The following is a 25,154-nucleotide window of genomic DNA, read 5'->3' on the forward strand; positions in this document are numbered from 1 at the left end:
TGACGATGTGTATCATTCAAGGCGGAGCCAAACACCATGCAGATCGCGAAATGGGGTAATTCTTTGGCCGTCCGCCTGCCCGCGCGGATGGTCCAGGAACTCGGGCTGAAGGCGGGCGACGAGATCGAGATTACTGCGGCCGATGCCGGGCTTTTTGAGGTTCATCGACGCCGTGACCCCGAAGAAATCCTGGCTCGCCTGCGCGAGTTTCGTGGATTGATGCCCAAGGGCTATCGGTTCGATCGGGACGAGGCGAATGCCAGGTAGGTTCTTCGACACGAACATCCTGCTTTACTTGCTTTCTGACGACCACACCAAGGCTGACATTGCCGAAGGGCTGCTGCGCGGCGGTGGAACCGTCAGCGTGCAGGTGCTGAACGAGATTGCGACTGTCACGCAGCGAAAATTCAGGATGAGTTGGGCGCAGACGGATGAGTTCCTGCTCATGATCCGTGAATTTGTGACCGTCGAGCCGTTGACCTATGAGACGCATGACCTTGGTATCGCCCTGGCGCGGAAACACGCGCTGTCTGTCTATGACGCCATGATCGTTGCAGCCGGGCTACTGGCTGGCTGTGACATCCTGCTGTCAGAGGACATGCAGGATGGATTCAGGGTGGCCGATAGGATCACGATCCGTAATCCATTCGCCGCGCAAATATGATCCGCGCAGCTATCTATGATGGATCGCCATGTGATCACCCGTCCAGGTTAGGAGCAGGGTCGGCGTGTTTTCCCTCGCTGGACTATGAAAGTTTGGGCGGGAAGCCGACATGCGGCGGCGCGGCGTTGCGACTGCAGAAATTCGGCGATAACCGCCATTCGTTCTCAGCGCAGCGAAATTCGCACCATCGCAGGCCCATCGGGCGGACTGCCGACATGCGGCGATGCAGCGTCGCATCCGCGGCAATCTGGATAAGCCGACATTCAGGGACAGGGCGATAACTGGCGGGCGAGACCCGCAGGTCGGGCGGAAACCCGTCGTTCGCTGCGAATTCATGAAGGCGGATGCCGACGGGAGTAAGCTGCCATTCGTGGTGGCGCCAATAGGAGTGCAGCAATTGATCGCCATTCAACTGGTGGTAGGCGAGGCGCTTTAGTGTGCAGCAGGGCAAGCACGCCGTGCTCCAAGGCAAGCGGTGATCGGATCGCCTCTTATAGACAAAAAACAAAAACTGTCTCTAAGCCACCACGTCCGGGCGCTCTTTCAAGCATGAAGAAGGCCGACCCCAGCGGTCGGCCTTTTCTTATGGACGCAGGAAGGCGTGCTCTTCCCTCGCCGACCGCGGCGATCGTTCAATTGTCGCGGGATCAATCTCGCACATCGTCAGCTGTGCATTCACCTTTCGTGCGGCCATTCCAGCCCGGAACCACTTCGACGCTGCAGCAATGTTCATCCGCGGGCGCCTCTGGCCTTTTTTCGGCTTCGAGGCCTCCATCATCGCCGCGACCATCTCATCGATGCGGTAGAGCCCACCATAGACCGGCAGTGGCATCTTGCGTTGCTGGAGGGCCTGACGCTTGACCTCCAGCTTCTCCGCCACGTCGGCCAAGCTGACCAGGTCAGGGCGAACCTCGCGCAGCACAGTGCCTTGCGGCAGCGCCTTGATCAGTGCCCGCGCAGCATCAAGGATCACGGCCTCTGCGTCGTCCCCTTCAACCTCCAGCTCCACGCCGAGCAGGCCAGCCTGGCCCGTGCCCACAAGGGCATCTTCAAAGCCAGCCTCGAAGACGGCGTCGGACAAGGCAAATGCGTCGTGCTCTCCTTCGGGGAGCGCGAAGACCAGTTCGAATTCGAATTCTTCAGCCATCGGCTTTTCCTTCGTCTTTTTTATCAAGCATCACGCAGGACAGGGCTTTCTGCCGAACCTTCTTCGCGTGCTGCTGCGGGTTCTTGGGTGTGGACCACACCGACATGTTGCAGAACGTGCCGCAGCGGCATTCCTTATCGTTGGCAGGACAGCGAAGAATTCCCCATACGTGCCCCTTGCCTTCAATCAGAGCCCATCCGAGAGCTTCCAGCTCTTGGACGACAGCCTCGATTTCCTTCGACGTGTGCTTCTTCCTTGGCACTGAAGATACTCCATCCCATTAAATTGTCAATCGACAAGTTATTAGAGCACCAAAAACATCTCACCAGATCGTAGCCAGGCTCAAGAACGTCGCACAGCGGGTTCACGGGCAGGCCATTGGCGCGCTCATCGATCTCGCTAAGGGATACTGGACGGAAGTCCCAGACATCAACGCCCATCGGACCGTTCAAAATGCTGCAGCCTGAATGAATGACCGGTTCAGTTAAGCTGCTCTGCAGCGTTGCACCTGCGGACGAATGTCCGGAGAGGGCCGGGCGTGCCATGTCGCTCTGCCAGGATGGTCACACGGCCTGCCGCACCGCCGCATGACCGCATCGAGCCCTTGTTGATCGATGCTGCGGCGCTTGCGAACGGCGGGTTCGACGGATACTGCTGCATGGGGTTCAAATCAGATCTAGACCTGCACCTGCTGACGTTTCAAATGCTACGACTAGCCAATGTGAAACGGCGCGACCGTTTCACTCGGCCATCCCAGAGAAGTGCAGTCATTGCGACGCGCGTCGGATCGCATCCGGCAGCTCCATTAGCTTCGCGACCATCTTGCCCTCAAGCGGTATGAACCCCCGCATCATGTCAAACATCCGTCCATCAACGCGGATGAGGTCCACGTCCGGATGGTAGGCGAGGTGACACAGGTCCACCGCCTCTGACGGCAATGGATCGCGCTCCATACGGAACAGAGCTTCACAATAGGCGCGGATGTAATCGAACCGGGGACCGCTCGCATGAGACCATGACGAGCGGGGCACGCGCTTGGCCTCGCGCTCGAACGCGGCATGCTCACCCCGAGCACGTCCCGCCTCATCGGAGGTCTCGCCGTAGGTCCGCACAGCCTGGGTGACGGCGGCCTCATGGACGAGTCGTATTCCTTCGTCCCGCGCACGCTTGAGGCGGATGCTGGCCACGAGTGCGTTGAGCTTCGCGCGGGGCTCCGCGAGGTTCTCGTCCAAGATCCGGCGCAACGGGTTCTCGCCGCGCCGGACGGACGCGACTGCGGTGCAGTAGTGCCGTGGGTCGGTGAAGAAGCGCATGAGCTTCGAATGGAACGCCCGTCGCCCACGTGGTGGATCGCGAACAAGGGCGCAGAATTCCGACTTTGTCATGCCGATCATCGCTAGCTCGGGCGGCAGGTCGAACACCGTGTTCGCCATGAGGCGGGCGAGCGTATTCGGATTCGCAATCATCCGCCGCTGCTGACGAGAAAGCGGCGCCCGATCCTGAAGTGCGTCTCCAACCATACGCTTGATGGATTTGGCGTCGATTAGCGCCTTTATGCGCTCCAAGCTTGATGCAGGTGCCCACATCCCATCGTTTGGGAACACAGCTCCGTTTATAATGTCGCCCACATGGGGGAACGCGGCGCCGCCTGTAAGCGCATGGATCACCTCGCCGCAATGGCGCTGGTAGTTTTCGAAGCCCTCGCTGTCGGGATTTAGCACCTCGACGACGTGGAAGAGAGATACCCCGAACTCGGCCACGCCATTAAGCCGGAGGCTAACGAGCTCTTCGAAGAGCGCCGCCTTACGCTCGGAAAGGGGCCGCGCCGAGAGAGAGATGAAGTCCTGGGAATCGAGATAGACTCGTATCGGTTCGCGCTCTGTCATACGGTGGTCCCATTCGGCGATAGTGTAATGAAGCAGACCTTCGCGCAAGTCGCAGCGAAAGTCCGTTCTGTCCCGCAGTGCGGACCTCAGACACTAAAGAAATCGAGCACCCGCAGCGAATGGCCGGTCTGGAGAAGCTGCAACGCGGCGCTCGGCGTCGGGATGAAGGTCCGCTTTGGGCCGGGACCGTCATTCTATGGGAACCTTCGCCTTCATCTTCTTCCTGAAATCCGACGCTTTCCTGATGGCCTCCTTATCGGATGGCCGCAGGGATTCCTGTGCCTCGGCATCCGTCATGGCGGGTCGCGCAGCCTCGACCTCGGCGATTATCGCCTTAGCGGTGATCCCTAGCGGCGGCGCATAGGCAAGCGGCTGGAACTGCGCCACCTGGTCTTGCAGCTTCTCGATTTCGTCACGCATTGATCTGATCTGATGCCGCTCGTCAGGATAGGGCAGCGGTCCGGACTGAGCAGCCATGATCTTCGAGAAATAGGGGTCCTCGTAATAGACGATGCGGTCCGCCAGGATCGGGTTCTGCCGTTCGGGGATCAGGATGACCTTCGAGGCGTCGAATTTCTTGACCTCATCCGGGCTCATCAGTGGTCGCTCTTCGTTCCGGCGCGACACAGACCGCCGCCGGAAGCCGCGACCGTCAGAGGACAGGCTGTCGCTGACGGAAAGTCGGGTGGTCTTTCCTAGGGCCTCGGACACCTCGGCTGCGGTCTTTTTCTCGTTCGGGCTGATGAAGAGCTTCATCCCGGCTGCGGATTCGACCGACAGACGATCGTTCTCGCCATAGATATTGTCGAGACCGGGGATGGACTGCGTGATGATCGACACACGCCCGCCGTGCCCTGCCAGCTGCTTCAGCGACTGCACGACGATGGGCATCTTGCCCAGCTGGTCGAATTCGTCGAGAATGATCTGCACCGGCCATGGCTCGGTCTTGTGGTTCGGCAGGGACGACCGCAAGGTGGCGATCAATTCACCGAACAGCAGCCGCATCAGCGGCGCGAGGGTCACAATATCGTCGCTGTTGACGACGATATAGATCGTCTGCGGCTTCATTCGGATATTCTGCCAGCTGAAGTCATTGCCGCTGGTGACGCGATCGACCTTCGGATTCACCCAGAGGCCGAGGCCAGCCCCTTTAAGGACCGAGACATAGGAGGACAGCGTGCGGTCAGCATAGCCGCTGAAATCCATGAAGATGTCCTTGGTCTGCTGGTGACGGGCCTCGGCCGCGCGGGATTTGTATTCCTCGGACTTGTCGGCACCGCCGAAGAGGACGCGCGTGATTTCCCCGATGGTCGGCTTTCCGCGCTCGATGGCGAGCATCCCCCCGGCGACGAACAGCTCCCGTGCCCCGACGATGAAATCCGCCGCCCCGCCCTTTTCGCTGGTGGTCAGGAAATAGGTCGACAGCTTGCTCAGCTCGGTGAACTGCTGATCAGTATTCTTCAGGGCGGCGATACGTTCCAGCGGGTTGTAGCGATGCGAGGGGTAATCGAAGTCGAAGGGCGCGAAATAGAAGATTTCGTCGCCCTGCGCCTTACGGTGCCGGGATGTGGCCTCAAAAATTTCACCCTTCACATCGAGGATGACGCAGCTGCCGGGGAAGAGCAGCGTGTTCGGAATGACATAGCCGACACCCTTGCCCGCCCGCGTCGGCGCCACGACCAGGCAATGCGGAAATTTGTCCCAGTTCGAGGCAATGAACCGGAACCGGCCCGAGAAACGACCAAGGATGCCGTGTGTGCCGAGCCGCGCAAAGACCAGACCGCCGCCGATCTTTTGCAGGAGACCGTTCTTCCTGATCTCGGTCGGTGACTGGAAATGCGCCTTGCCGTATTGGGTCAGTTTCTGGGTGATGGACAGCGCCAGCGTGAAGAGCACGGTCGCGATCAGGGCTACCCCGGCGATCTGATACCCGCCGAACCAGGGTTGCGTCATGCTGCGCGACAAGCCCGGAAACTGCTTCACGAGAATGAACATGTCGGCAGAGGCGGCATTGGCACCGAGTTGATGCTGGACCCACATGCCCCCAAGCATCAGGCCTATGATGACACCGCTGATGATGCCAAAGGACAGGGCGATCAATGTCCGGTTCATAGGCCTGCCTCCTATAGATCCATGTTCAGTTCGCGCTTCCCCGGAGCGGCGCTGTGCTGATGGTCCTCGGCAGCATCGGCAAGAATCCGACCATATGCGGCCTCGACGGCCCCGCGATCCCGTACCGCGAGTTGTGAAAGATTCTTGCGGATGAAGGCCATGTTCTCAGCGGTGCTCTCAACCAGCTTCATCATCATCGACGCATTGTCAGACTCGATGTCCCTCAGGCGCTCATTGCCACCGTCCCGTGTCGCGAGTTTTGCCGGTCGAAGAGCGTCTTCGCCGGATGCAAAAGATTCGCCGGCAGGGTCCGCGTAAGGGCGACCATGAATGTAGATGACGGATTGACCCGCCTTTTCTGCCGCGCGCCCCTCGGCCAATGCCTCCCGCTGCCGCTCAGCCAGGCTTTCGATATCCTTGTCCATCTCTAACTCCTTAAAATCTGGTTGCGTCACACATGGCGAAACCTGCACGTGGCCGTAGGGGAACAGGTCAAAGCAGATCGTCATCCAGTGCAGGGAAATAGACTTCCATGATGCCGCGCGCCTCGCCTTCACGGCCGGTCTGGATCACCGCATCGATCGAGCCACGCAGATAGCGCAGGATCTCGCCATAGTTCAGCTGCGTCCCGGTGTTCATGACCAGGAGCGCCATCTTGTCCATGGCCTTGCGGCCACTGGCCGCGTGCAGCGTCGTGAAACTGCCCTCATGGCCGGTATTGATCGCGCCGAGGAAGGTTGCGGCTTCCCCGCCGCGCACTTCGCCCAGGATGATCCTGTCCGGTCGCAGACGAAGCGTGGCCTGAAGAAGCTTGTCGGCCGAGCGCGGCGAGGTGTCGTCGCGCGATGCGATCAGGCTGACATGGTTTGGCTGGTGCGGCAGGGCCTCAGCCGAATCCTCAATCAGCACCAACCGCTCTTCATCGGGGATCATCCACATCAACCGGCGTGCCAATTCGGTCTTGCCGGCCGAGGTCGGTCCGGACACGATCATGTTCAGCTTCATATCGACGCAAGCCGTCAGCACCGCATCTGCATCACCACCGACACCAAGATCGGCCGCGAGGCTGTGAATCTTCTCGATCTTCGACAGCCGGTCGGTTTCCAGCGAAATGCCCTGCTGGCGCAGGAAGCCGAACTTCTTCGGTTCCTCCGATGCCAACCTTTGCCGGAAAACCCTGAAAGAGAGGATGGTTCCACCGAATGCCGCCGGCGCAATGATCGCCTGCACCCGCAGCGTCGCACCGCCATAGGGCACCGTGGTGGAAATCATCGGCGACAAAGCCGTCAGCGGCTGCTCGGCAGATCGTGCTATCTGCCCGGCCAGATCGGTCACTTCCGATGGGTTCAGGCTGATCCCGTCGAAGCGGCTCATATGAGCCGATCCGGCCTTTTCAACCCAGAGACCGGCATCGCCATTGATCGCCAGTTCGATCGTCAGAGGGTCGCCCAGGATCATATCGAGGCGCTTCAGGTAATGATCGAGATAGCCAGCCATCAGAACATCTCAAGATCGGTATTGACCCGAACCATGACCACCGCGCCCTGGTCGACCGAAATCGTTGCCGGAATGTCGAGATATTCAGCCAAGACGTTATCGAGGGCGTCGGACGCATCCTGGCCGATACTCTCCACCGTATCGCGCGTGGTCTCGCTGCCGCCATTCTCTTCGATGCTGGCGACGGCAATGTCCGGCAGCGCACCGATGATCGACACGGCCGCGGCCGATCCGAAGCGGGCCAGCGTGTGATTGTTGACCTTGCCGGTCATGCCCGCGCGTCCGATGCGGTCTGTGCCATACCCTTCGAGTTGCACGGATTGGCCATCCGCGGTCACCAGACGGTCCCAAGCGATCATCACCCGGCGCTGCCCACGCTCGATCTGCGAATTATATCGGCCATAGAGTTTGGAACCACGCGGGATCAGGACCTGGCTCATGTCCATCGACCACACATCATAGCTGACATTGGCCGCGACATTGCCGGGCAATTGGCTGCTTATGGCCGTTTCCAGCGTCGCTTCGATCAGCGTGCCTTGAATAATCGTGTTGGACGGGCTGCCAATGACCTCGCTCTGTGTCACCCGCGCCTTGTTCGCTCCGGCGCGAAGGAACTCATCGCCGGCAGCGTAATCGCGAGCATCGCCTCCATCCGGCGTCTCAGATCCGCCACTTGCCCGATATGTCACCATGGGCGAGGCGATCTGGGCCTGCTTGCGCGCTTCCTCTTCGGCCCGGCGAGCCTCGTATTCGGCCCGGCGCTGCGCCTCAAGTGCGGCGGCGGCATCCTGTTCGCCAAAAAGCTGATCCTGGGTTTCCAGTTGCGATTGCAGCCGCAGCATTTCCCGCTCGGCCTCGGCAAGGGCCTCGTCCTTCAGCGCCGCATCGCCCTTCATCTGCTCCATTTCCGCCAGAAGCGCGTCGCGGGCCGTATCGCCCTCCGTCAGCTTCAGCTGCAATCCATCAAGCTCGGCCGCCAACTCGTCGATCCGCGTCTGATCGACCACTTCCACCGTTTCCGTGCGTGTGGCCGGGGCTTGCGGCACCTGCGGTTCCGGACGCGGCCGGGTGATGGTAAAGCCATCGAGGCCGCTGCCGTCCTGAAAATCCGTCACCTGCGATGTGGGCAGGTTCAGCGAGGCGCCTTGCGGCGGCGCATCTGTCGCAGTCAGGAAAGCATAGCTGGCCAGTGCTGCGCCGGCGGTGAAGGTTCCGGCACCGATTGCCCAGGGCTTCCAGCGGTTCATCCGTCCGGGCTTGCGCTGAAGGCGCTGCAACCGTTCCTCGATGCCGCTCTGCTCGTTCTCATTCGCCATCGATACCTCCTTACAGCCCGGCCTGTGCGGCCGAGCCGGTCACGCAGACATATTGATCGCCATAGCGCAGCACCCACCGTTCCGAGCGGCCCGCAACCGTGATGACGGTGCCTTTCGTGGTGCTGTTGACCGCATATTCGAGACCTTTGCTATCGGCCCGGAAAACGCTTGGCATCGGTGCGCCAGGCGGGATCTGGAAATAGGTCCGGTTGCCATCGTCGGAAACGCCGGTCGGCGCGAAAGTCGCACCATTGACCTTGCGCGAGACCGCATAGCGCATCGGCGGCAGGGTCGCGGCGGCCGTCGCAGCGGCGGCGCCCGCCGAGCGGGTCGATCCTCCCTCGCCGGGCACCGTGAATTTCACCGACCAGCTGGGTGTGCCGCGGCTGGTTTCCACAAGGTTGATGAAATAGAACCGCCGGTTCGTCTCGACGGTCATATTGGTTGCAGCGCCCTGGATGACCGGCTTCACCGTGAAGACGTTCGCGCCTTCCAACTTGTCGATCTGGAAGCTTTCGCTGTCGCCGATGGCGATCGACTGGATGCGTTCGCCATTGCCAAGCTCGATCAGCGTCACGTTCCGCACCCGCGTCTGCACCGTATAGACCTGGCCTTCCTGATAGGTCGCATAGGTCACACGATGGTCGCGCGAGCCCGATTGGGGCCGCGCCTCGGCATGAACAAGGCCCGGCAGAGCGAGATATGCAGCCAGAACGGCCGCGCCATAGGTCGATTTTAGCATCAGTTTCCTCCTTCCTGCTGGGCTTCGAGAGATTCAGCCGTCACGCGATAATCCGTCACCGTGAAGCCGAAGGGGTTTTCCCAGACCAGCTCGACCGCCGATTGCTGGGTCGGCACGAACTGATAGGTGACGGTCGCATAGAAATTGCCGATCCGATCATCTTCGCCGGGACGGCTCAGCGTCTTGGTGAACCGCACCTGCGTCGTGTCCTCATCAATCGGGTTGACGCTCAACACCTCGATCGAGATCTTGCCCGTCGCCCCATAGAGATCGGGCGGATAATCCGCATTGCCCTCGGTCCAGAGCGCTCGCACGCTTTGCTGCGCGATGCCGGCCGACTTGCGATAGACCGCCAGAATACGCCGCTCGTTGTCATTCGCGTCGTAGGTCTCGCGATCCATGACGTAATTGAAGACGAGGCTCTGCTTGACCGCATCCGCATGTTCGATACTCGCGTTCTCGATCTCGACCGCGCGTTCGGCGATGCCGGTGTCGCGGTCCACGATGGTCAGGTAAGCCTGCGTCTCCTTCAGCGGCAGCAGCATGACCAGGGCGGTCAGCTCGCCCACCGCGATCAGGCTGCTGAAAATCGCCACACCCCAGGCCGTCCGCAGGCTGCGTCTTGCCCCGAAAATCAATTCGCTTTCGAGAATCGTCCTCTGTTCAGACACGCGGTCTGTCATAATTTCACCTCATGAATCTGGCTCTTGGCCTTGTCTGCTCAGTCCTTGCCGCCGCGCAGCAACCGCATGTCGCGAAATTTCTGACCGATCGCTGCGCCACGTTCACGCAATTCGCGGTCCCGGTCCTGCGCCTGCTTTCGCGGATCGTCGGATGTGCCGGCGCGCGCGGCGCTGGCGATGGTCGCCGCATCGCGGATCGTCGAGGTGCCGGGCACGTTCTGTGCCGCCACCCCGAGCCCGCCCTGTCCAAGGCGCAATGCCTGCGGCGCGATATTGGCCAGATGGAAATGACCGGTGATATTCGACGCGGCCGAGGGGATCGCCTTCAGCGCGAAGATGCCGACGAAGACGATGACCAGGAAGCCAATGATCTGGCTGATCGTGTCCACATTGTCTTGGCGAACAAACTGTTGCCGAGCCACGGCTACGATGGTTGCAATGACCGACGACGCAGCAATCGGATACATCAGATAACCGACGAAACTGCTGAGCCAGGCCTCGAACATGTTCTTCGTCCGCTCGAAGATCGTCGCGACCATGGCAATCGGCGCCACCCCGATCAGGAAGGCCAGCATGATCTTGGCAAAGCCGACGATCAGCACATAGATGCCCATCAGCAGCGACAGCAACACGAAGAAGACACCGCCCAGAAACCCGCGCATGATCGAGCCCTGTGACTTGGCCACGCCATCTGCCGTGTCTGCCATCTGTACAGCAAAATCATCCATCGCTGCATAAGCGCTGTTCTGTCCTGTGGTCGCAGCAATGTCGAAGAAGCGCATCGCCATATCGCCGCTGGTCGTGGCGAAGGCATCATAGACCGGCCCGAAATTCGACCAGGAGAAGGCGAAGAAATAGACAAGGATGATCCGCACTGCCAGCTGGATCGAATCCCGCGCATTCATCTGGAAATAGCCGATGGCCATGTTCATGCCGACCAGCACCAGCAGGATCGTGCAGACGATGGTCATCACCGGCAGCATCCCGGCGGCGGTCGCCTCGAAAAACCGCTCGCCGGCGGTCATGACGCTGGTGTCGATGGTGGTCAGGATATCGGTGACAATGCCCATCAGAATTTCCCTCCGCACATGGCTTCCACCTGGTCGCGCAGCTCGTTGCCATCTTTTTCGTATTCGCCACCGATAATCAGGCGGTTCCAGTCATCGCCATGTTCGGCGACGATCTGATCCTTGATCTTTTGGACCTCGGCGAAAGGCGCGACCTTGCCCGCACAGGTGCAATCTTTGGTCGTCAATACCCGCTCATAGCGCACGTAATCGTATAACATTCGATCGGCGTATGCGTCTGGTGTCCCTCTGAAAAACTCCGCCGACTTCACTTCCGGCACCTTCTCGCAGGTCTCGTAAAGCACGTTCTCGGTCAGTGCCTCGGGCATATCGCCGGTCCCGCCGGCCGGCGGCGACATGCGCAGGTAATCGTCCTCGGCCTGCACGTCCTCTTCCGTCATTCCGAGATCTGGGTCGGGCTCGTTGAAAATCTCGTCCAGCCCGGCAAAGGGATTGTCGTCGGCCTGCGTCACCAGGCCCTCGGGCGTGGTTTCCTCGACCGGCCGCATCTGCGCCACCGCCACGGCGGCCAGAACGGCAAGGACGGCAGTTCCGCCCAGGATCATGCGCTTCTTCATCTCAATCCTCCGGCAGCTTGATGGTCAGGTATTTCTCTTCATCGGCGGCAGTCGCGGCATCCATGATCCCGGCTTCGCCAAGGCTCACGGTCTGCACCGCCTCCATCGCCCAGATATTCGCCAGCGCGATACCAAGCTCCCCGGTCACGCGCGTATTCAGATCGATGGCTTCCTTCAGGTTCGTCGTGTCGCCGATCTGCTGCATGAAACCGTCCATCCGCGTCAGGCTTTCCCGTGCCGCCTGCGAAGAGCTTTCCGCAGCCACCGACATGAAAGCGCCGACATTGGCCTGGTTGCCGATGCGCGCAGCCGAAGGATCGTCGCTGCTTGCCAGTGCATCCACATCGCTGCGTTCGATGCCGGATTGTTCAAACGTCTTGTCCACATAGCCGCTGACACTGGTGCCGCCGATCTGGCTGGCATTTGCCAGCACGCCGGACCAGTTGCCCGCCTTGGCCGCATCGAGTGATTTCGACAGGTCCGAGAAATCGGGCAGGATATCGCGCAGGAAACTGGCCGGATCGAGGCCGAGATCGGCCAGGCTCAACCCGTTGCGCAGCGCATCGAGCTGCGCTTCCAGCGTCCTGATCTGTTCGACCAGCTTCAGCGTCTGCTCGTCCAGCTTCACATTCTGCGCGATCTGCTCGCGCAGCTGAAGCTTCTGTTCGGCGATCATTTCTTGGAGCTTGGCGATGCTGGTCACGTCGATCGTCGGCACGCCCTGGCCAAAGGCAGTCGGCGCGGCCATGATCGCCAGCACGGTCAGGCCGAGTTTCATCTTCGTCAAAATCATGGCTGTAACCTCACCTGCAAATATTTTTCATCTTCGATATAGGCCTGGATCAGCAGCGCATTCCGCGCCGCCTCGATCTTCTGGCGTGTCGCCATCAGCCGGATCAGGATATTGCCCATCCGCGCAACCTCGCCCCGCGCATAGGTGTTCAGATCCATCGCTTCCTTCACCGACTGCGTGCCCTCGATCTGGCTGACGATCGACCGCAGCCGCGTGGCGGAAGCAGTCATCGTGTCCATTGACCAGGCGGCGTAATGCGTCCCGGCATCCGAGAGGTTCGAGGCTTCGGCAATCGCCAGATCCTTGGGATCGAGCGTGCCGATCGCATCGGCCGCGCCGCCCATGCGCGCGGCATAGCGGCTGTAATAGCCGCTGATCTTGCGCACATAATCCTGGGTTTCCTTGTAAGGCGGGACGCCATTGTATTTCTGGACCGCGCCTGGACCGGCATTATAGGCGGCAAGCGCCAGTTCCATCGAGCCGAACTTGCCCAACTGTTCCAGCAGGTATCGGGCGCCGCCGTCCAGTTGCAGGCGCGGATCGTCGTAATAGGCCGGATATATGCCGAGATATTGCGCCGTGCCGGGGATGATCTGCGTGAGGCCGAAGGCTGCCTTCGGGCTTTTCGCGCCGATGGAGAAATTCGATTCCTGCTTCACCAGTGCCTGGAACCAGCAGCGGAACTCAACGGCATTGATGCCCGCGCGGCCAAGCGCGGGATGGCCCCCGAACTTGATCGCGGTTTCTGCGATCATCTGTTCGATCGTCACGGGCGCATCGCCCATGATCCGGTCAACATAGGGATTATTGTCGTCGATCGCATAGACCGTCGAGGCCGCATAGGCACTGCCTGCGCCGCCGCCCTCTTCCAGCCCCGGAATGAAGGCGCTGGTGCCGGTCAGCAGTTCCAGCGTGCCATCGAGCGCCGCCAGCTGTTCCTTTTCCCGCGCCAGAAGCTCCGTCTGCCGCGCGGTTTCCTCGATCTCCGCAGTCCTGGTTTCATGGCCGGTGTCGAGTTGCAGGATGATGGCGAGAATGCCCTTGGCGTCGATATCGGGCACACCCTGGGCCAGTACCGCAAGCGGTGCCGCGGTCACGCTGGCCGCCATCAGCAGGCAGGTCGTCCGCCTGCCCGTCCGGTCACTTCGCCGCAGGAACATAACGGAAATCGCAATCGTCAGAGGGAAGCAGGGCCATGCTGGACCAGCAGTTGCTCTTTTTGATCGGTGTCTCGCCACAGGCTGCCAGCAGCGGCAGGGCGGTCAGAAGCAGGATAATCGCCTTCGTCATCTTATTCGGTCCTCCAGAAATTCGGTATCTTTGCGTAATCCTCGCCAAAAGCCTGTTTCGCGGCAGTATCGCTGCCAAGCGCGGCCAGGAGTGGTCCCAATGCGGACAGATCGGCATTCAGCACTGTCGAGCCGGTATGACCATTGAACAGCACTTCGCGCTGTCCGCGCGATCCATTCAGCAGAAAGCCGATCTGGTTCTCGGTCAGGCCATAGCCGTCATAGTCCCGCTCGGTCGCGCGGCTGTTCGGAAACAGCATCCGGTTCGGCAGACCTTCGAGGATCGACTTCGCCTTGCTGTCCCGTATCTGGCTCGGAAACTGCGTCATCAGGAACATCAGGACGTTCTGTTTCCGCACGGTCGGCAGCCATTTCGGAACCCGCAGCGAGAAATAATTGTCATCCATCACCCGGCTGGCCTCATCGATCAGCAGGGCAGTCGGAATATGATCCTCGAACATCAGTTCGAGGCGCCGGAAGATATAACTCAGCACCGCCGTGCGCTCGATCGGCAGGTCAAGGATCTCCGTCAGATCGATCCCGAGCACATTGCCCGCACCCTCGAAATCGACAATCGGGCGATCCGCTTCGCCGAAAACCCAGCCATAACGGCCCGCCGGTCCCCATTCGCCGATCCGCATAGCCAGATTGCGGCCATCGTTCACATCGCCGATCAGGTCCTGGAAATGTCGGAAGTCCCGAAGCTCGGCCGGGGCCTGCCCGTTCTGCCGGATCGCCGATTTCAGCGCATCCGACTGCTGCGGTGTCAGTTTCTGGCCGCCGCGTTCCACCAGCGTTGACAGCCAGTCCATCTGCCAGGCCTCGCCACGCGGGCCGCTTTCGGTCAGAAGTGGGTTCAGCCCGGTCGGCTGACCGGCAAGGATCTCCGCATAACGGCCACCAAGCGCCGTCACGACGGGACGCAACGCCTTGTCCTTGTCGAAGAGGATGAGACGGATACCGGCCCGCATCGCCTGCGTCGCCAGAAAGGCCATCGTCGTCGATTTACCTGCATCGGACGGGCCGAGAACCAGCGTGTGTCCAAGCGTCGGGTCGGCGGGCGCTGGCTTGCCGGGCTTGTGCCAACTGAAGCGATGCGCGCAACCGCCCGCTGTTTCCATCACCGTGATCGGCGTCTGCCAGGGCAAACCCTCCGCCGGTGTGCCGGCATCTTCCATGTGCAGCGATGCCATATCGGCGAATGTGACCGTGCTGACAGCCATTTCAAAGCACTGATAGTCCTGGTTGCCGGGGTGCTGTGCGAAGAAGGTCGCCTCCTGCGCACGCATGGTGCGCGTCAGCGTCACCTTCATCCGCTCGGCAATTCCCCGGATATGAGAGACGCGGGCGTCCAGTTCCGCTTCACTGTCTGCGAAGATCGTGATCGACAGCTGATGCGCACCGATCCCGAGTTTTCCGGTCTCCACGTCATCGGCAGCTTGGAGCAGTTGCGCCTCGATCGTCGGCACCAGATCGCCAGCGGCACGGATCTGGTTGACGCGGCGCTTCACCCGCCCCGAAATCTTGTGATTTGCGACCGGGGTGAAGGAATGGCAGATCACCGTGTCAATCGAGGTGTCGAGCGCATCGAGCATCCCCGGCCAGGTGGTTTCACTGTATTTCCAGATTGCCAGCGTCGCCGCATACCGCGGCCGGTCGAAACCTTCTTCGACCTTCATCGATCCCCTGTTCGGATCGAAAGCCACGGCGATATTCGACACATCCTCGGCGATCATGGTCCGTGACCCACGATATTCCTTGCGCAGAACCGCCGTGTTGATGGCCGACAGGAAGCCAAGAAGGCTTCCGTCACCGATCTTCAACCGGCGCGTGCGAACCGCAAAGCTTGTCTCGATGATCGACACAACCTCACGCAATTCGTGCAGCCGCTTGGCCGTATTGTTGTCGAGAAGGCGATTGGCCGCCTTCCCGAAGAGCGGCACCCGCAAGGGCTGCACCTGGTTGCGAACGACCGTCAGCACCAGCACGAAATCATGCAGGTTCCTGCTGTCCAGATGCGCCTGCCAGGCACGATCCACATCCGCCGCAAATCCGTCGCCACGGATCGGCTTCAATCCGAACTCGGCCGGGCGCATCATCCGGTGGACATAGATCGTGAAGCGTTCGTCCAATCCGTCGAGGACATGTGCAAACGCCCGCCGCAATTCGCGGATATCGCCGTCCGAACTGGTCGTGCCGTCGATGCCGGTCACTTCCATAGCCATCATCAGGCCATTTTCGCGAGTGCGGATCGTTTCGTCATCGACCTCAAGCACATAGGGCATGTGCCGGTAGAGCTTCATGTCGGCCGGCAGGACCGCCCGCGCACGCTCGCTCAACTCGTTCATGTCGCGGGCGTTAAACATAGCGACGCACCCTCTTTTCCCCGGTTACCGCCAGTTTCGGCGGCGTCCGTTGAAAAATGACGGCCAGCACACGATGGCCGTGTGGGTTGATGATCGCGGCGACACGGGCTGCCGGATACCAGAATAGGCCAGTCAGCAGCCATGGCATCCACTTGAACCAGATGAAGGGCAACATGATCAGCGCCCCCACCGCCAGCGTATAGGGCATGGGCAGGCCAGCAAGATTGGCCTGCCTCGAAAGCCCGAGAATGACGGGGGTTCTCTCGGTCATCAGGTGAACACCGCCTTCAGCTGGGTGACGATATTGGTCGCGCCGAATGCAAAGAATGCGCCGACACAGATCATCAGCACCCACATCCAGCTGATGCGATTGAAGGCAGCCAGGAGCCCGGTCACGATCAGGGCCACCGTGAAGAAGATCGTGATCGGGTTGCCCTTGAGCCAGGTCAGAAAGCTCGTGCCGAGCGTGTCGATCTTGCTGAACTGGACCTGCTGGGCCATGGCATCCGTCGCAACCAGCCCGACAAGCGCCACCATCAGGAGGCACAATGCCAATTGCGTGAAATTCAATTTCGTCATGGCAAATCCTTTCATTTTGCTGCCATCAATCGGGCGTGGTGCGACAGGATCGTCACCACGTAATTCCTTGTTTCGCGATAAGGTGGGACGCCGCCGTATTTCTGGACGGCGCCGGGGCCGGCGTTATAGGCGGCAAGCGCCAGCGTCGGAGATTTGAAGGTCTGAAGCTGCATGAGCAAATAGCGGGCGCCGCCGTCCAGATTCTGCATTGGATCTCTTGGATCGACCCCGAGCCGCGCCGCCGTTCCGGGCATCAGCTGCGCCAGACCGCGCGCACCCTTCGGACTGACCGCCCTCGGATTGAACCGCGATTCCTGCCAGATCATCGCCTGGAACAGGGCAATCCATTCCGCGCGGGTCAAACCGGCAGCGGAAATAGCCGGGTGGTTCTGATATCTCGCCGCGGTCGCACGCACCCCTTCCAGCGGCGTCGAATAGTCGCCGACCGCCCCGCGCGTCGCGATGAAATTCATCTGGCCCGAGGTTGAAGCCGCCGCCGCACCGAGGTCCTCGACTTGCTGCTCTGGGGGTTTTGCCGGGACTATGAGTTTGCCCGCCTGATCATATCGATAAACAGCCCGGTTCTGGGGATCAGTCGCGGCCTGCTCGCCTCCAGAAGATGACCCAAACCGGATTACGTCAGCCAGGCTGCAGGCACCGCTCGAAAGCAAGAAAATCAGCGCACAGGACAGCAACATGCAGAAAGTGTTCGCTGTCGAGCACGACCGCGACTGCCTAGCTCTGTCAAAGCCTTTATGACGCTCGCTGCTATTCCGACCTTTGAGTTGGCTCGCGGGTCCCTGGTAGGCTAACGCGCTGCCGCTCACGATCGCCGGCAAATGATGGGATGATCGGAGATGAAACAGAGTATTGTTTGCAGAACGAGTACATTCCGTTGACAGTCTTGAACAGCCGCATGTCGTCGGCTGTCCCGCCGCGCCTCGCCTTGAGCAATGGAATCTCTTGTTTCTCATCGGGCGAGACGAGAACAACAACCCACTCGCCGTACCAGTATGAGTTGCGTAAGTAGGCGTCCGTCCGGCAGAGCACGTCGAAGTGCCAGCCATCGCGCAAGTAATCCATGAATTCTTCTGCCTGATCCAGAACAAAGTAGGGCGACTTCATAAGGGCAGGCCTTGACACATTCCGTCTCCATAGACGGTCGCAGTGCCTGCAGTGGTTAGTCACCCAGGCATACGACATTATAAGTTCGTCAGCAACCTTGTAATATCGGCAAGCATCAAAAAACGTGGCCAATGTTGCAAGATCGTCTTCATGCCTAACGGCAAGTGCTACTTGTGTAGTCGTTTTCTGCAGAGGGGCCAACAAGCGAAAAATCAAAGACGGGGCGTTTTAGCCGCAACTCAATCAGACCTGATAGGGGCCACTCTGGTCTCGGTACCGGCGACTCCGCTAAAACTTCATCTTAGCGCGCTGGCCACCGGTGCGTGCTCGTGCAGATCATGGCGCACCGACCGAGTGGACAGTGAGCTCCTCCCCAACTCTTAGACAGATTTCCGGGAGGAGTTCACAGACCTGGGTAAAAACTATGGTGAGCAGCCCAGTCCGCGTGGCGCCGCATCTCCGTATTGATTGATGTTTCGGTCGACCATCGCCGCTAAGATTGAACAGGAGCGCTCTTTTGGATGTTAACTTCCGCGCAAAAATGACGCCAGACGAGTCCCCGCAAAGAGAACGTAGGGCAGTCTCGCTATCGAATAGTGGCCGCAGTTCAAGCGAACGACATCCGGTTCGGCACCGAAGCCACGGAGACGCGCAATCAACCTTTCTGATAAACACGGTAGAACAACCTTGTCCCGCTCAGCGACGACAACCTGCAACGCCAGCCCGTTTCTAGCAAGCCTAACAGAATAATCCTCAAGATTCAGAGGTCTCCACGCGGCATTTAGATCTGCCAAACATATCGAAGCCTCAAGCTGCATCCGAATCTGTCGCGTCGCACGACCAGTCCATACCATGTCAGCCAGACTTCCCGCCGGCAAAAATAACGAAGCCTTTTCGACGCTATCATCATGCGCCGCCACTATGCCTGCAATCCAAGCGCCGAGACTAAACCCCAGAACAGAAATTTCCTGATAGCCTCTATTTCTTAAGCATTGAACTAGATTTCGGCCATCCCAAACAGCCTGCCGAAACGACGCAATCGTCCGACCAAGGTTTGCACTGAGCATAAAGTCACTGTGCGTGGCACCGCGCCGGCTTCTCTCTAAATGATAGGGTAACGCCATTTCAGCAACTGAAATACCACGATTTGCAAGATAAGCTGCGAGACGTGGCTGTCGTTTGCGAGCATTCCATTGGTGGAAAACGACGACAGCATGCTTTGATTTGCTGCCTTGGGTAAGCTTTGTAACAACAATGTTATTAGCATCTATGCTTGAAACAAATGCTGAAGGGAAACTTATAAATCCATCTACGGAATTTATCTTCGACAGAGATAAAGAGGGCGGATCGAAAAAAGTTTTATCATGCATCGCGCGCAATGCCAGATCGCTGAAATCACTCACCTTCACCAACTTTTGAGAGTTCGAAAACGCAAGGTGTCCATCTAATACATAGCTACCAACATTCTTTCCAAGCTCACCTTCGACCGCTCTTCGCTCGTCCCAACGATCAAGCCATCTATGATACACGCAATCACCCCTCAGCATCGACAAAATCGTCTCGATCAAAGCCCGGTCTTAGTATTCCACACAAAGCTAACAGAACAGACACAAACAGAAGAATTGAGAAGCCCACGAACGAGCCAATCAGCAGATAAGCGCAGCACAATATCGCCACCACAAATGTCATCTTCCCAAGCGTTCGATGAAACAATTTTGCGCCTTCTAAATTTAGTGTTCCAGATATAAATACCACCAAGCTTGACAACGCTACAATCAAACTGCTGTAATGTGTCGGTAAACTATAGGCGACAGAAGTTCCTGGCCCGAGCGGCTGGCTGAGGCCTGACAGCGCATCATCAAACATCCAAACAATAATGTTTCCTCTGCCTGTTGCTGTATAGGTGCTTTGCAGCTTCATGCAAATCGCTATCAGCAACCCCAAGCAAGTGCACCTAAACGACGCAGTGAAAATTTTATATGCAATGCTTCGGCAGTCAAAGTTACAGCGCTTGTTGACAATCTCGCCGCTTTGCGAAGTTATTTCGGCGTAATCATGTGTTATCGCAAAAACTAAAATTAAGCTTGAGAAAAACAAATAGAAGAAAACCGCCATGTAAAGATATGCCAATCCCGTGAAAAGAACTTCAGTTGGCGCCGAAATTAAGTCTGGGCGAATATTTGAAAAATTACCCCAATCTGGCGCATAGTGTCCTTCACCGCTGAGAATCGGCCGTAACCTAATGGCTATCCATTGTATAACCCCAGCAAACACCAAGCAAATTATAAGCACGATCCAGTGCGTATGATTGAAAGCACTGTAACTATCGGACCACGATTTATTTACCCTGAGGCCCGCATCTTCTGCATCTAAGCTCTGCCTGTATTGCTTCCATAGCGCAATACAATTGCTCGCGACAGTAAAAGACAGTGGCATTAAGACCATAAACAACAAAGTCCAATTGGGCGCCCAAAGAAATCCTACCTCCTTTAGAGCACCATCGCCAAGATCGTATCTAATACTATGAATGCCAAGCAAGTACGAAAGAAAGCCAAGTGCGACGGCTCCGCCAAATACCGCAGAGGGTAGGTCAAGCGGTGAGCCTTTACTAAAAATTGCTTCGGTTCGCACCGCAAGGCTTAAGGACCGGCCATCTCTGTTCGTTCGCTGTGCGTGGTCGACAATACTTTCATCAACCTCCGAGGTCTGATCGTTAACAACCCCCTCGCTTTCGGTGCGTTGCTTCCGCCTCCTCGCAGCCAGACGTGACTGCGCAGCTCCAAGCGCAATCTGCCATTCGCTCGTGGCATTCGGATCATCGCAGCCCAAGACCCGCGCCAGCCACCTGATATTGGCTTGGCTGATGCCCTTCTCGTTATCTTGAAACCAATGCTGAACAGTCCTGAGGTCGACGCCAACCCCATTGCTGTCAAGCTGTGAGATTGCTTCCGCCAACAACTCCGGAGACCATGATCCCGGTGGAAAGCCATCTTCTCCAACGTTTCGTCCGGCACCAGATGAAACTACCCGTCTCAAAATCTCCTTAATGTCACTGCCATCTTGGGGCGGCGGAAGAAAAATTTTACCATTTTTTAACAATGCCTTAGTCTCTGTCATGTCGTATGGTTTCACCCTAATTCGTAACTTATCGTGACTTACTCCTCAAGATTGCTATCGACAGTCGAACTCAATCGCCGCGCGATCGTGGGCCACCACGGTGGCGCAATCGATAACTGAGCACTCTATATTGGAGATATGTTCTTATGCGACCGGGCAACAGATTCACTGACGAAATATACCAACGAGACGGCATTGGGCTTCGTTATGTCACAAAGACCGGCCGGGAAGGCATCGTATGGTTGATTCGGCCTTCAGACAGCACAGGGTCTGGCCAATCGCGACAAACAGTCTTGGGCGATTACTTGGAGCGAACAGGTGCATTCACTTGCCCCCAACGTCAATAGCGCTATACAATCTTGCAAGATTGATTCACAACTTGCAAGGAGATGCGCATGGCCGTCCGTAGCGTTTCTATATTTTTCGCTTCTTCCCTAGCGGTGTCGACCGCCACCCCCGCCAGCGCCTACCCCATAGACTGCGCCATCCTCCTGTGCCTCGCAGGCGGATGGCCTGCTTCTGCCGAGTGCGCCGCCGCAAGGGCCGAGTTCATTCGCAGGATCACGCCCTGGCCCATTGAGCCACCACTGCAGATCTGGCGCTGTCCGATGGGTGCTTCGCTTGAGACTCCGCGCCCATCAGACCGCCTCTGGTCGATCAGCACCACGGTACTTCCCGCTCAGAGCTACAACCAGGAAAATGAGCTTGCGCGAGACCTGGCTTTAAGAATCGCAACAGGACCGAAGGCCGATGTAGATATCTCTGATCCCATCTATGACTTCGTTCGCTCCATCAAGGTCTACGACATCGACTGGTCACAGCGTGTCCATCACAGCTCTGATGACGAATACTGCTGGAGAAGCCGAAGCCGCGCGCGCCTGGGCGAATATGGCACGCAGGGCGACTTCACGTGGGCGCGCTTCGACATTCTTGCAGCACCACACTGGCTCGATGCCAACATACAGCCGGACAGCCCGTGTGAAGCTGCAGGCCGCTTCCGAGGCGTTGGTGTCGAATGGACCGACTACTTCGGCAACCACGGCTTTGAGGTTGTCCGCTACTAGATATTGGGTGCTGCCCGGGGCGATTGATCAAGAATTGCCCGGACCCACTATAAACTGTAGGTTCTCTGGATAAGACAAAACAAGAATCATCGAGCGAGGATCAACCAGACCCAGAAAAAGCGAACCCCCGCGCGGGGAACCCGGCGGGGGGGATCGTGCAAACAGGTCGGCAAACCTGAATAGCCACCAATGTTAGGCTCTTTTGTACGTCCTCCCGAAAAGCAGATCAAGCAAAAAACGCGCCAGCGCGAACACAGAAATCTTGCCCGGCTTCCTTGCGCCTCAACGGAAACGAGGAGCAGAAGAATGACTTATCCACGGGCGGTTCATCCCGCCGCAACGCGGTCATACCGCGACCCTTCAGATGTTCACCCTGTCCTGCCGGGACGGATGCAGCGCGACAGTTTCGCGGTCCTGGTCGAACGTGTCGCGCCCGTCCTAGGTGTAGGCCGTGCCGCAGCCCATGCCTTTGTGCGGCTGGCCGCGCTGACACGGCCGAGTGACTGGATCTCGGAGGATCGGTCCCCCGTCATTTATGCCGAGGCTGGCGAGGTCGCCAAAATGCTCGGCCTGTCACAGCCGCGCTTGCGCGCCATCACCGTCGAGCTGGAACTTGCCGGGCTGATCGAAAGGCGCACCGGCGCCAATGGCAGCCGCTCACGCGCTGCCGGGACTGGGCTCTATCTCAGCGCTGCCATCGCCCGCGCAGATGAGCTGATGGCCCTCGATGAGCGCCTGACCGCCGTGCGACAGCAGGCCAAATATCTGCGCGGCCAGCGCAGCACCCATCGCCGGCACCTGGTCCGCGCCTTGGATCATCTCTGCGAGATCGCCCCCCATCATCCCCGGATCGGTGAGATCCGCGCGGGCCTGGAGCAATGGCCTTCGGCCGACCAGCTTCACATCATGGATCTCGCGACGCTGACGGCCCATGTCGAGGATGCGGATAACCTGTGCAGAACCACCCTTGATCTTCTCGAAAAAGTAGAAGAATCAATCGGTGGACCGCTCGAAAACGAGCGCCCCTATATACAAGATACAACCCAAGAATCTTCTCGTATCTGTAACGCACGCGTCCATCAGCGGCGCGCGGGCAAGCCCGCGCACGACAATTCTTCTGTCGCGCCGCCTAACGGCGGCACGAATTGCAGTGAAAAAAATGATGGGGCGGCCAGCGGTGCGTTCAAGAGCGAATTTATCGCCAAGCTCGGCCCGGAGCGGCTGTTCAGGCTCGCATCGCCAGAAATGCAGTTTTACCTGAGTGGCCGGGCCGAACCTCGCTCTCTTCGGTTCCATGATTTCGTATGGGCAGCCGAGCGTAGGGTGCCCGAACTCGGGATCAGCCCGGATGCCTGGACGGCTGCAAAAGAGGTCATGGGCGAGGACAGCGCCATGCTCTCGGTCTTCATCCTCGATGCCCGAAAGGCCGAGCCTGGCACCACGATCTTCAAGCCCGGTGGCTATCTGCGCGGCATGATCAAGAAATATCGCGAGGGCGATCTGCACCTGATCCGCAGCCTGATCGGCCTCAGCGAACGGAAACGAGGGGAGGACCCGACATGAGGCCCGGAATCTGGCTGATCGGGCTGTTGGCGTTCAGTGGACCCACGCTCGGGCAGGACAGGATCTGTGTTCCGCCCGAAGAGCCGTTCATGCCAGACGACGACGCCACCTTCAGCGAATATGCCGATATCGTCGCCGAGGATTTCGAGCGGTATTTCTCTGAATTTTCGCCCTATATCGCCTGCCTCGATGCCGCCCGCCTGGAGGCGTTCGCCCGCGCCCGCGAAATTTCCACCCGGCACCAGGCATTCTGGGACCGGGCGGATCGGATGGGGCTGACCGAAGAGGCCGCGCCCTATGCCGAATGATCGCGAGCGGAGGAAAACAGTGGATGCGTGGTGCAACAACCACTATCCACTATGCGATATCCGCTTTCCGCTTTCGGATAGCGACTATCCGCCATATGCGCCGGGTGCATCCCTGCGGTCGCGCCTTTTGGGCTCCGCCGGTTGACCCCAGGCTGACGCTCGATCCGTGATGTCTCGCTGTCAGCCTGCAAGGACCGACGCGGCCTGCCTTTGGACAGGGCCTTGTGATCTGGACAACCGGCTCGGTCGATCAGTCGCCCTTGAACACGAACATCCGGTCGGGCGGATAGGGCTTAAGGAGCGCAAAGGCTGCCTCGTCATCGCCGGCGAGCCAGGTACCGTAATCCTCAGGGGCGAGAATCACGGGCATTCGCAGTGGATGAACAGGTTTCACCAAGTCGTTCGCGACCGTCGTCACCATCGTATGCGTGAGCCAGGTGCCCTCCTCATCCTCGACGCCAGCTTGCCCCTCGCGCCAAAGGCCCGCGAAGGCAAAGGGTGACGGGTTGCTTTCCTGTCCGACGCCGAACCACACATCTATCGCGGGGCTGCGCCCCTTCGTTTCGCAAAAGGCACTGGCAGGGATCAGGCAGCGGCGATTGCGAAAGCTGTCCTTCCAGAGCGGTGCCGTCCGCAGCTTGTCGTCCCGCGCATTGTTCCAGGCCGCAGGTTTGATCGGCTTGCCGGTCTTCTTCGAGACCTGCGGCGTCAGGAAACCCCAATGCATTCTGACCAGCTCGCGATCACCCTCCGGGGGCAGCCGCACCACCGGTGCCTCATATTTCGGCCAGATCGCGGGCAGAGGCTCGGCATTGCCCAAGCGATCATGCTCACGCATCACCTGGAAATACTCCCGCATCAGGATCTGCTCCAGAGTGTTGGCGTACTTATTACACATCGCCTGACCTTGCCTTGCCGTCTCCATGCCCCGCCGCCAGCAAATCGGCGATCCGGGCCAGTTCGCGGATACGGCGCGGTGCCGGTTCCCAGGTCGCGCCTCGCCTCCATGCATCCCGCAATATGTCGCCTTTCGAGTGATTTTTGCAAAGCAAATCAAGCGCTGTAATCACCTCGGCCGTTCGAGGATCGCGGCGCGCAGCGCCGGCGGCCGCCCGCTTCAGGGTCTCAATCGCGGCCGCGATGGCCTCGCGGCCCGCGATCTGTTCCGACCAGGCCCCGCCGAACGCGACGTTTCTCAATTGCTGCTTGCGATCCATAAGAACAAAAATAGAACATAGAGGCGAAAACACCATCCGGC

General features: G+C 59.1%; 28 protein-coding genes. 5 read left to right on the forward strand and 23 right to left on the reverse strand.

Annotated features, from left to right (window positions below; genetic code table 11):
- Positions 1-36 precede the first annotated feature (36 nt).
- The gene (locus tag CUV01_RS18660) at positions 37-267 is read left to right on the forward strand and encodes an AbrB/MazE/SpoVT family DNA-binding domain-containing protein (RefSeq protein WP_101462254.1); all 231 of its coding nucleotides are present in this window, start codon (positions 37-39) and stop codon (positions 265-267) included.
- Positions 257-664, forward strand: a complete 408-nt coding sequence (locus tag CUV01_RS18665; protein WP_101462255.1) for a PIN domain-containing protein — start codon at positions 257-259, stop codon at positions 662-664. The genes CUV01_RS18660 and CUV01_RS18665 overlap by 11 nt, the downstream gene beginning before the upstream one ends.
- A gap of 583 nt (positions 665-1,247) precedes the next feature.
- Here CUV01_RS18665 and CUV01_RS18675 read toward each other — a convergent pair.
- The 21 genes from CUV01_RS18675 to CUV01_RS18770 all read right to left on the reverse strand — a co-directional run bounded on the left by CUV01_RS18675 (position 1,248) and on the right by CUV01_RS18770 (position 20,943).
- Positions 1,248-1,811, reverse strand: coding sequence for a hypothetical protein (locus CUV01_RS18675; RefSeq protein ID WP_101462257.1), 564 nt, complete (start codon positions 1,809-1,811; stop codon positions 1,248-1,250).
- Positions 1,804-2,073 (reverse strand): hypothetical protein, encoded by a 270-nt coding sequence (locus CUV01_RS18680; RefSeq protein ID WP_101462258.1) that lies wholly within the window; start codon positions 2,071-2,073, stop codon positions 1,804-1,806. Before CUV01_RS18680 ends, CUV01_RS18675 begins: the two co-directional genes overlap by 8 nt.
- A 505-nt stretch (positions 2,074-2,578) precedes the next feature.
- Positions 2,579-3,697 (reverse strand): hypothetical protein, encoded by a 1,119-nt coding sequence (locus CUV01_RS18685; RefSeq protein WP_101462259.1) that lies wholly within the window; start codon positions 3,695-3,697, stop codon positions 2,579-2,581.
- Positions 3,698-3,886: 189 nt separating this feature from the next.
- Positions 3,887-5,809: a type IV secretory system conjugative DNA transfer family protein gene (locus tag CUV01_RS18690; protein ID WP_101462260.1), complete on the reverse strand. Its 1,923-nt coding sequence runs from the start codon at positions 5,807-5,809 to the stop codon at positions 3,887-3,889.
- 11 nt (positions 5,810-5,820) lie between these two features.
- Positions 5,821-6,234 (reverse strand): hypothetical protein, encoded by a 414-nt coding sequence (locus CUV01_RS18695; protein WP_157994920.1) that lies wholly within the window; start codon positions 6,232-6,234, stop codon positions 5,821-5,823.
- Positions 6,235-6,301: 67 nt separating this feature from the next.
- Positions 6,302-7,306, reverse strand: coding sequence for an ATPase, T2SS/T4P/T4SS family (locus CUV01_RS18700; protein WP_101462262.1), 1,005 nt, complete (start codon positions 7,304-7,306; stop codon positions 6,302-6,304).
- Positions 7,306-8,622, reverse strand: a complete 1,317-nt coding sequence (locus CUV01_RS18705) for a TraB/TrbI/VirB10 family type IV secretion system protein (protein WP_101462263.1) — start codon at positions 8,620-8,622, stop codon at positions 7,306-7,308. Before CUV01_RS18705 ends, CUV01_RS18700 begins: the two co-directional genes overlap by 1 nt.
- 10 nt (positions 8,623-8,632) lie before the next feature.
- Positions 8,633-9,364, reverse strand: a complete 732-nt coding sequence (locus CUV01_RS18710; protein ID WP_101462264.1) for a TrbG/VirB9 family P-type conjugative transfer protein — start codon at positions 9,362-9,364, stop codon at positions 8,633-8,635.
- On the reverse strand, positions 9,364-10,047 hold the full coding sequence (locus tag CUV01_RS18715; RefSeq protein ID WP_101462265.1) for a VirB8 family type IV secretion system protein: 684 nt from the start codon (positions 10,045-10,047) through the stop codon (positions 9,364-9,366). Before CUV01_RS18715 ends, CUV01_RS18710 begins: the two co-directional genes overlap by 1 nt.
- Positions 10,048-10,085: 38 nt before the next feature.
- On the reverse strand, positions 10,086-11,117 hold the full coding sequence (locus CUV01_RS18720) for a TrbL/VirB6 family protein (protein WP_101462266.1): 1,032 nt from the start codon (positions 11,115-11,117) through the stop codon (positions 10,086-10,088).
- Positions 11,117-11,692, reverse strand: coding sequence for a hypothetical protein (locus CUV01_RS18725; protein WP_101462267.1), 576 nt, complete (start codon positions 11,690-11,692; stop codon positions 11,117-11,119). The genes CUV01_RS18720 and CUV01_RS18725 overlap by 1 nt, the downstream gene beginning before the upstream one ends.
- A gap of 1 nt (position 11,693) precedes the next feature.
- Positions 11,694-12,485, reverse strand: a complete 792-nt coding sequence (locus tag CUV01_RS18730; protein WP_101462268.1) for a type IV secretion system protein — start codon at positions 12,483-12,485, stop codon at positions 11,694-11,696.
- Positions 12,482-13,594, reverse strand: a complete 1,113-nt coding sequence (locus CUV01_RS18735) for a lytic transglycosylase domain-containing protein (protein ID WP_157994921.1) — start codon at positions 13,592-13,594, stop codon at positions 12,482-12,484. Before CUV01_RS18735 ends, CUV01_RS18730 begins: the two co-directional genes overlap by 4 nt.
- Positions 13,595-13,625: 31 nt before the next feature.
- A complete protein-coding gene (locus CUV01_RS19775) occupies positions 13,626-13,775 on the reverse strand; it encodes a hypothetical protein (protein WP_156116963.1) in 150 nt (49 codons plus the stop codon).
- A 1-nt stretch (position 13,776) separates the two neighbouring features.
- Entirely contained in the window at positions 13,777-16,140 is a 2,364-nt protein-coding gene (locus CUV01_RS18740; RefSeq protein WP_101462270.1) for a VirB4 family type IV secretion/conjugal transfer ATPase, read from the reverse strand.
- Positions 16,133-16,411, reverse strand: a complete 279-nt coding sequence (locus tag CUV01_RS18745) for a VirB3 family type IV secretion system protein (protein WP_101462271.1) — start codon at positions 16,409-16,411, stop codon at positions 16,133-16,135. The genes CUV01_RS18740 and CUV01_RS18745 overlap by 8 nt, the downstream gene beginning before the upstream one ends.
- Complete coding sequence (locus CUV01_RS18750; protein WP_157994922.1) at positions 16,411-16,719, reverse strand: TrbC/VirB2 family protein; 309 nt, start codon at positions 16,717-16,719, stop codon at positions 16,411-16,413. The genes CUV01_RS18745 and CUV01_RS18750 overlap by 1 nt, the downstream gene beginning before the upstream one ends.
- Before the next feature lie 11 nt (positions 16,720-16,730).
- On the reverse strand, positions 16,731-17,417 hold the full coding sequence (locus CUV01_RS18755) for a lytic transglycosylase domain-containing protein (RefSeq protein WP_338418352.1): 687 nt from the start codon (positions 17,415-17,417) through the stop codon (positions 16,731-16,733).
- Between the two features lie 70 nt (positions 17,418-17,487).
- Positions 17,488-17,844 carry a hypothetical protein gene (locus CUV01_RS18760; protein ID WP_101462273.1) on the reverse strand — a complete coding sequence of 119 codons (357 nt, stop codon included), beginning with the start codon at positions 17,842-17,844 and terminating at the stop codon, positions 17,488-17,490.
- Between the two features lie 524 nt (positions 17,845-18,368).
- Entirely contained in the window at positions 18,369-19,373 is a 1,005-nt protein-coding gene (locus tag CUV01_RS18765; RefSeq protein WP_101462312.1) for an RcgR family putative quorum lactone hydrolase, read from the reverse strand.
- A 4-nt stretch (positions 19,374-19,377) separates the two neighbouring features.
- A complete protein-coding gene (locus CUV01_RS18770; RefSeq protein ID WP_101462313.1) occupies positions 19,378-20,943 on the reverse strand; it encodes an RcgA family putative transporter in 1,566 nt (521 codons plus the stop codon).
- A gap of 413 nt (positions 20,944-21,356) precedes the next feature.
- On the opposite strand from CUV01_RS18770, the gene CUV01_RS18775 reads away from it, so the two are divergent.
- From CUV01_RS18775 to CUV01_RS18785, 3 genes are all read left to right on the forward strand, one after another.
- A complete protein-coding gene (locus tag CUV01_RS18775) occupies positions 21,357-22,025 on the forward strand; it encodes a hypothetical protein (RefSeq protein WP_232962803.1) in 669 nt (222 codons plus the stop codon).
- A 306-nt stretch (positions 22,026-22,331) separates the two neighbouring features.
- On the forward strand, positions 22,332-23,588 hold the full coding sequence (repC, locus tag CUV01_RS18780) for a replication initiation protein RepC (protein ID WP_277869396.1): 1,257 nt from the start codon (positions 22,332-22,334) through the stop codon (positions 23,586-23,588).
- On the forward strand, positions 23,585-23,896 hold the full coding sequence (locus tag CUV01_RS18785; protein ID WP_101462276.1) for a hypothetical protein: 312 nt from the start codon (positions 23,585-23,587) through the stop codon (positions 23,894-23,896). The genes repC and CUV01_RS18785 overlap by 4 nt, the downstream gene beginning before the upstream one ends.
- Positions 23,897-24,146: 250 nt before the next feature.
- On the opposite strand, the gene CUV01_RS18790 is transcribed toward CUV01_RS18785, so the two are convergent.
- Both CUV01_RS18790 and CUV01_RS18795 read right to left on the reverse strand, forming a co-directional pair.
- A complete protein-coding gene (locus CUV01_RS18790) occupies positions 24,147-24,821 on the reverse strand; it encodes an SOS response-associated peptidase (RefSeq protein ID WP_232962804.1) in 675 nt (224 codons plus the stop codon).
- Positions 24,787-25,113, reverse strand: a complete 327-nt coding sequence (locus tag CUV01_RS18795) for a hypothetical protein (RefSeq protein ID WP_101462278.1) — start codon at positions 25,111-25,113, stop codon at positions 24,787-24,789. The genes CUV01_RS18790 and CUV01_RS18795 overlap by 35 nt, the downstream gene beginning before the upstream one ends.
- Between the last annotated feature and the right edge of the window lie 41 nt (positions 25,114-25,154).

Origin of the sequence: Paracoccus tegillarcae (assembly GCF_002847305.1) — a bacterium.
GTDB lineage: Bacteria > Pseudomonadota > Alphaproteobacteria > Rhodobacterales > Rhodobacteraceae > Paracoccus > Paracoccus tegillarcae.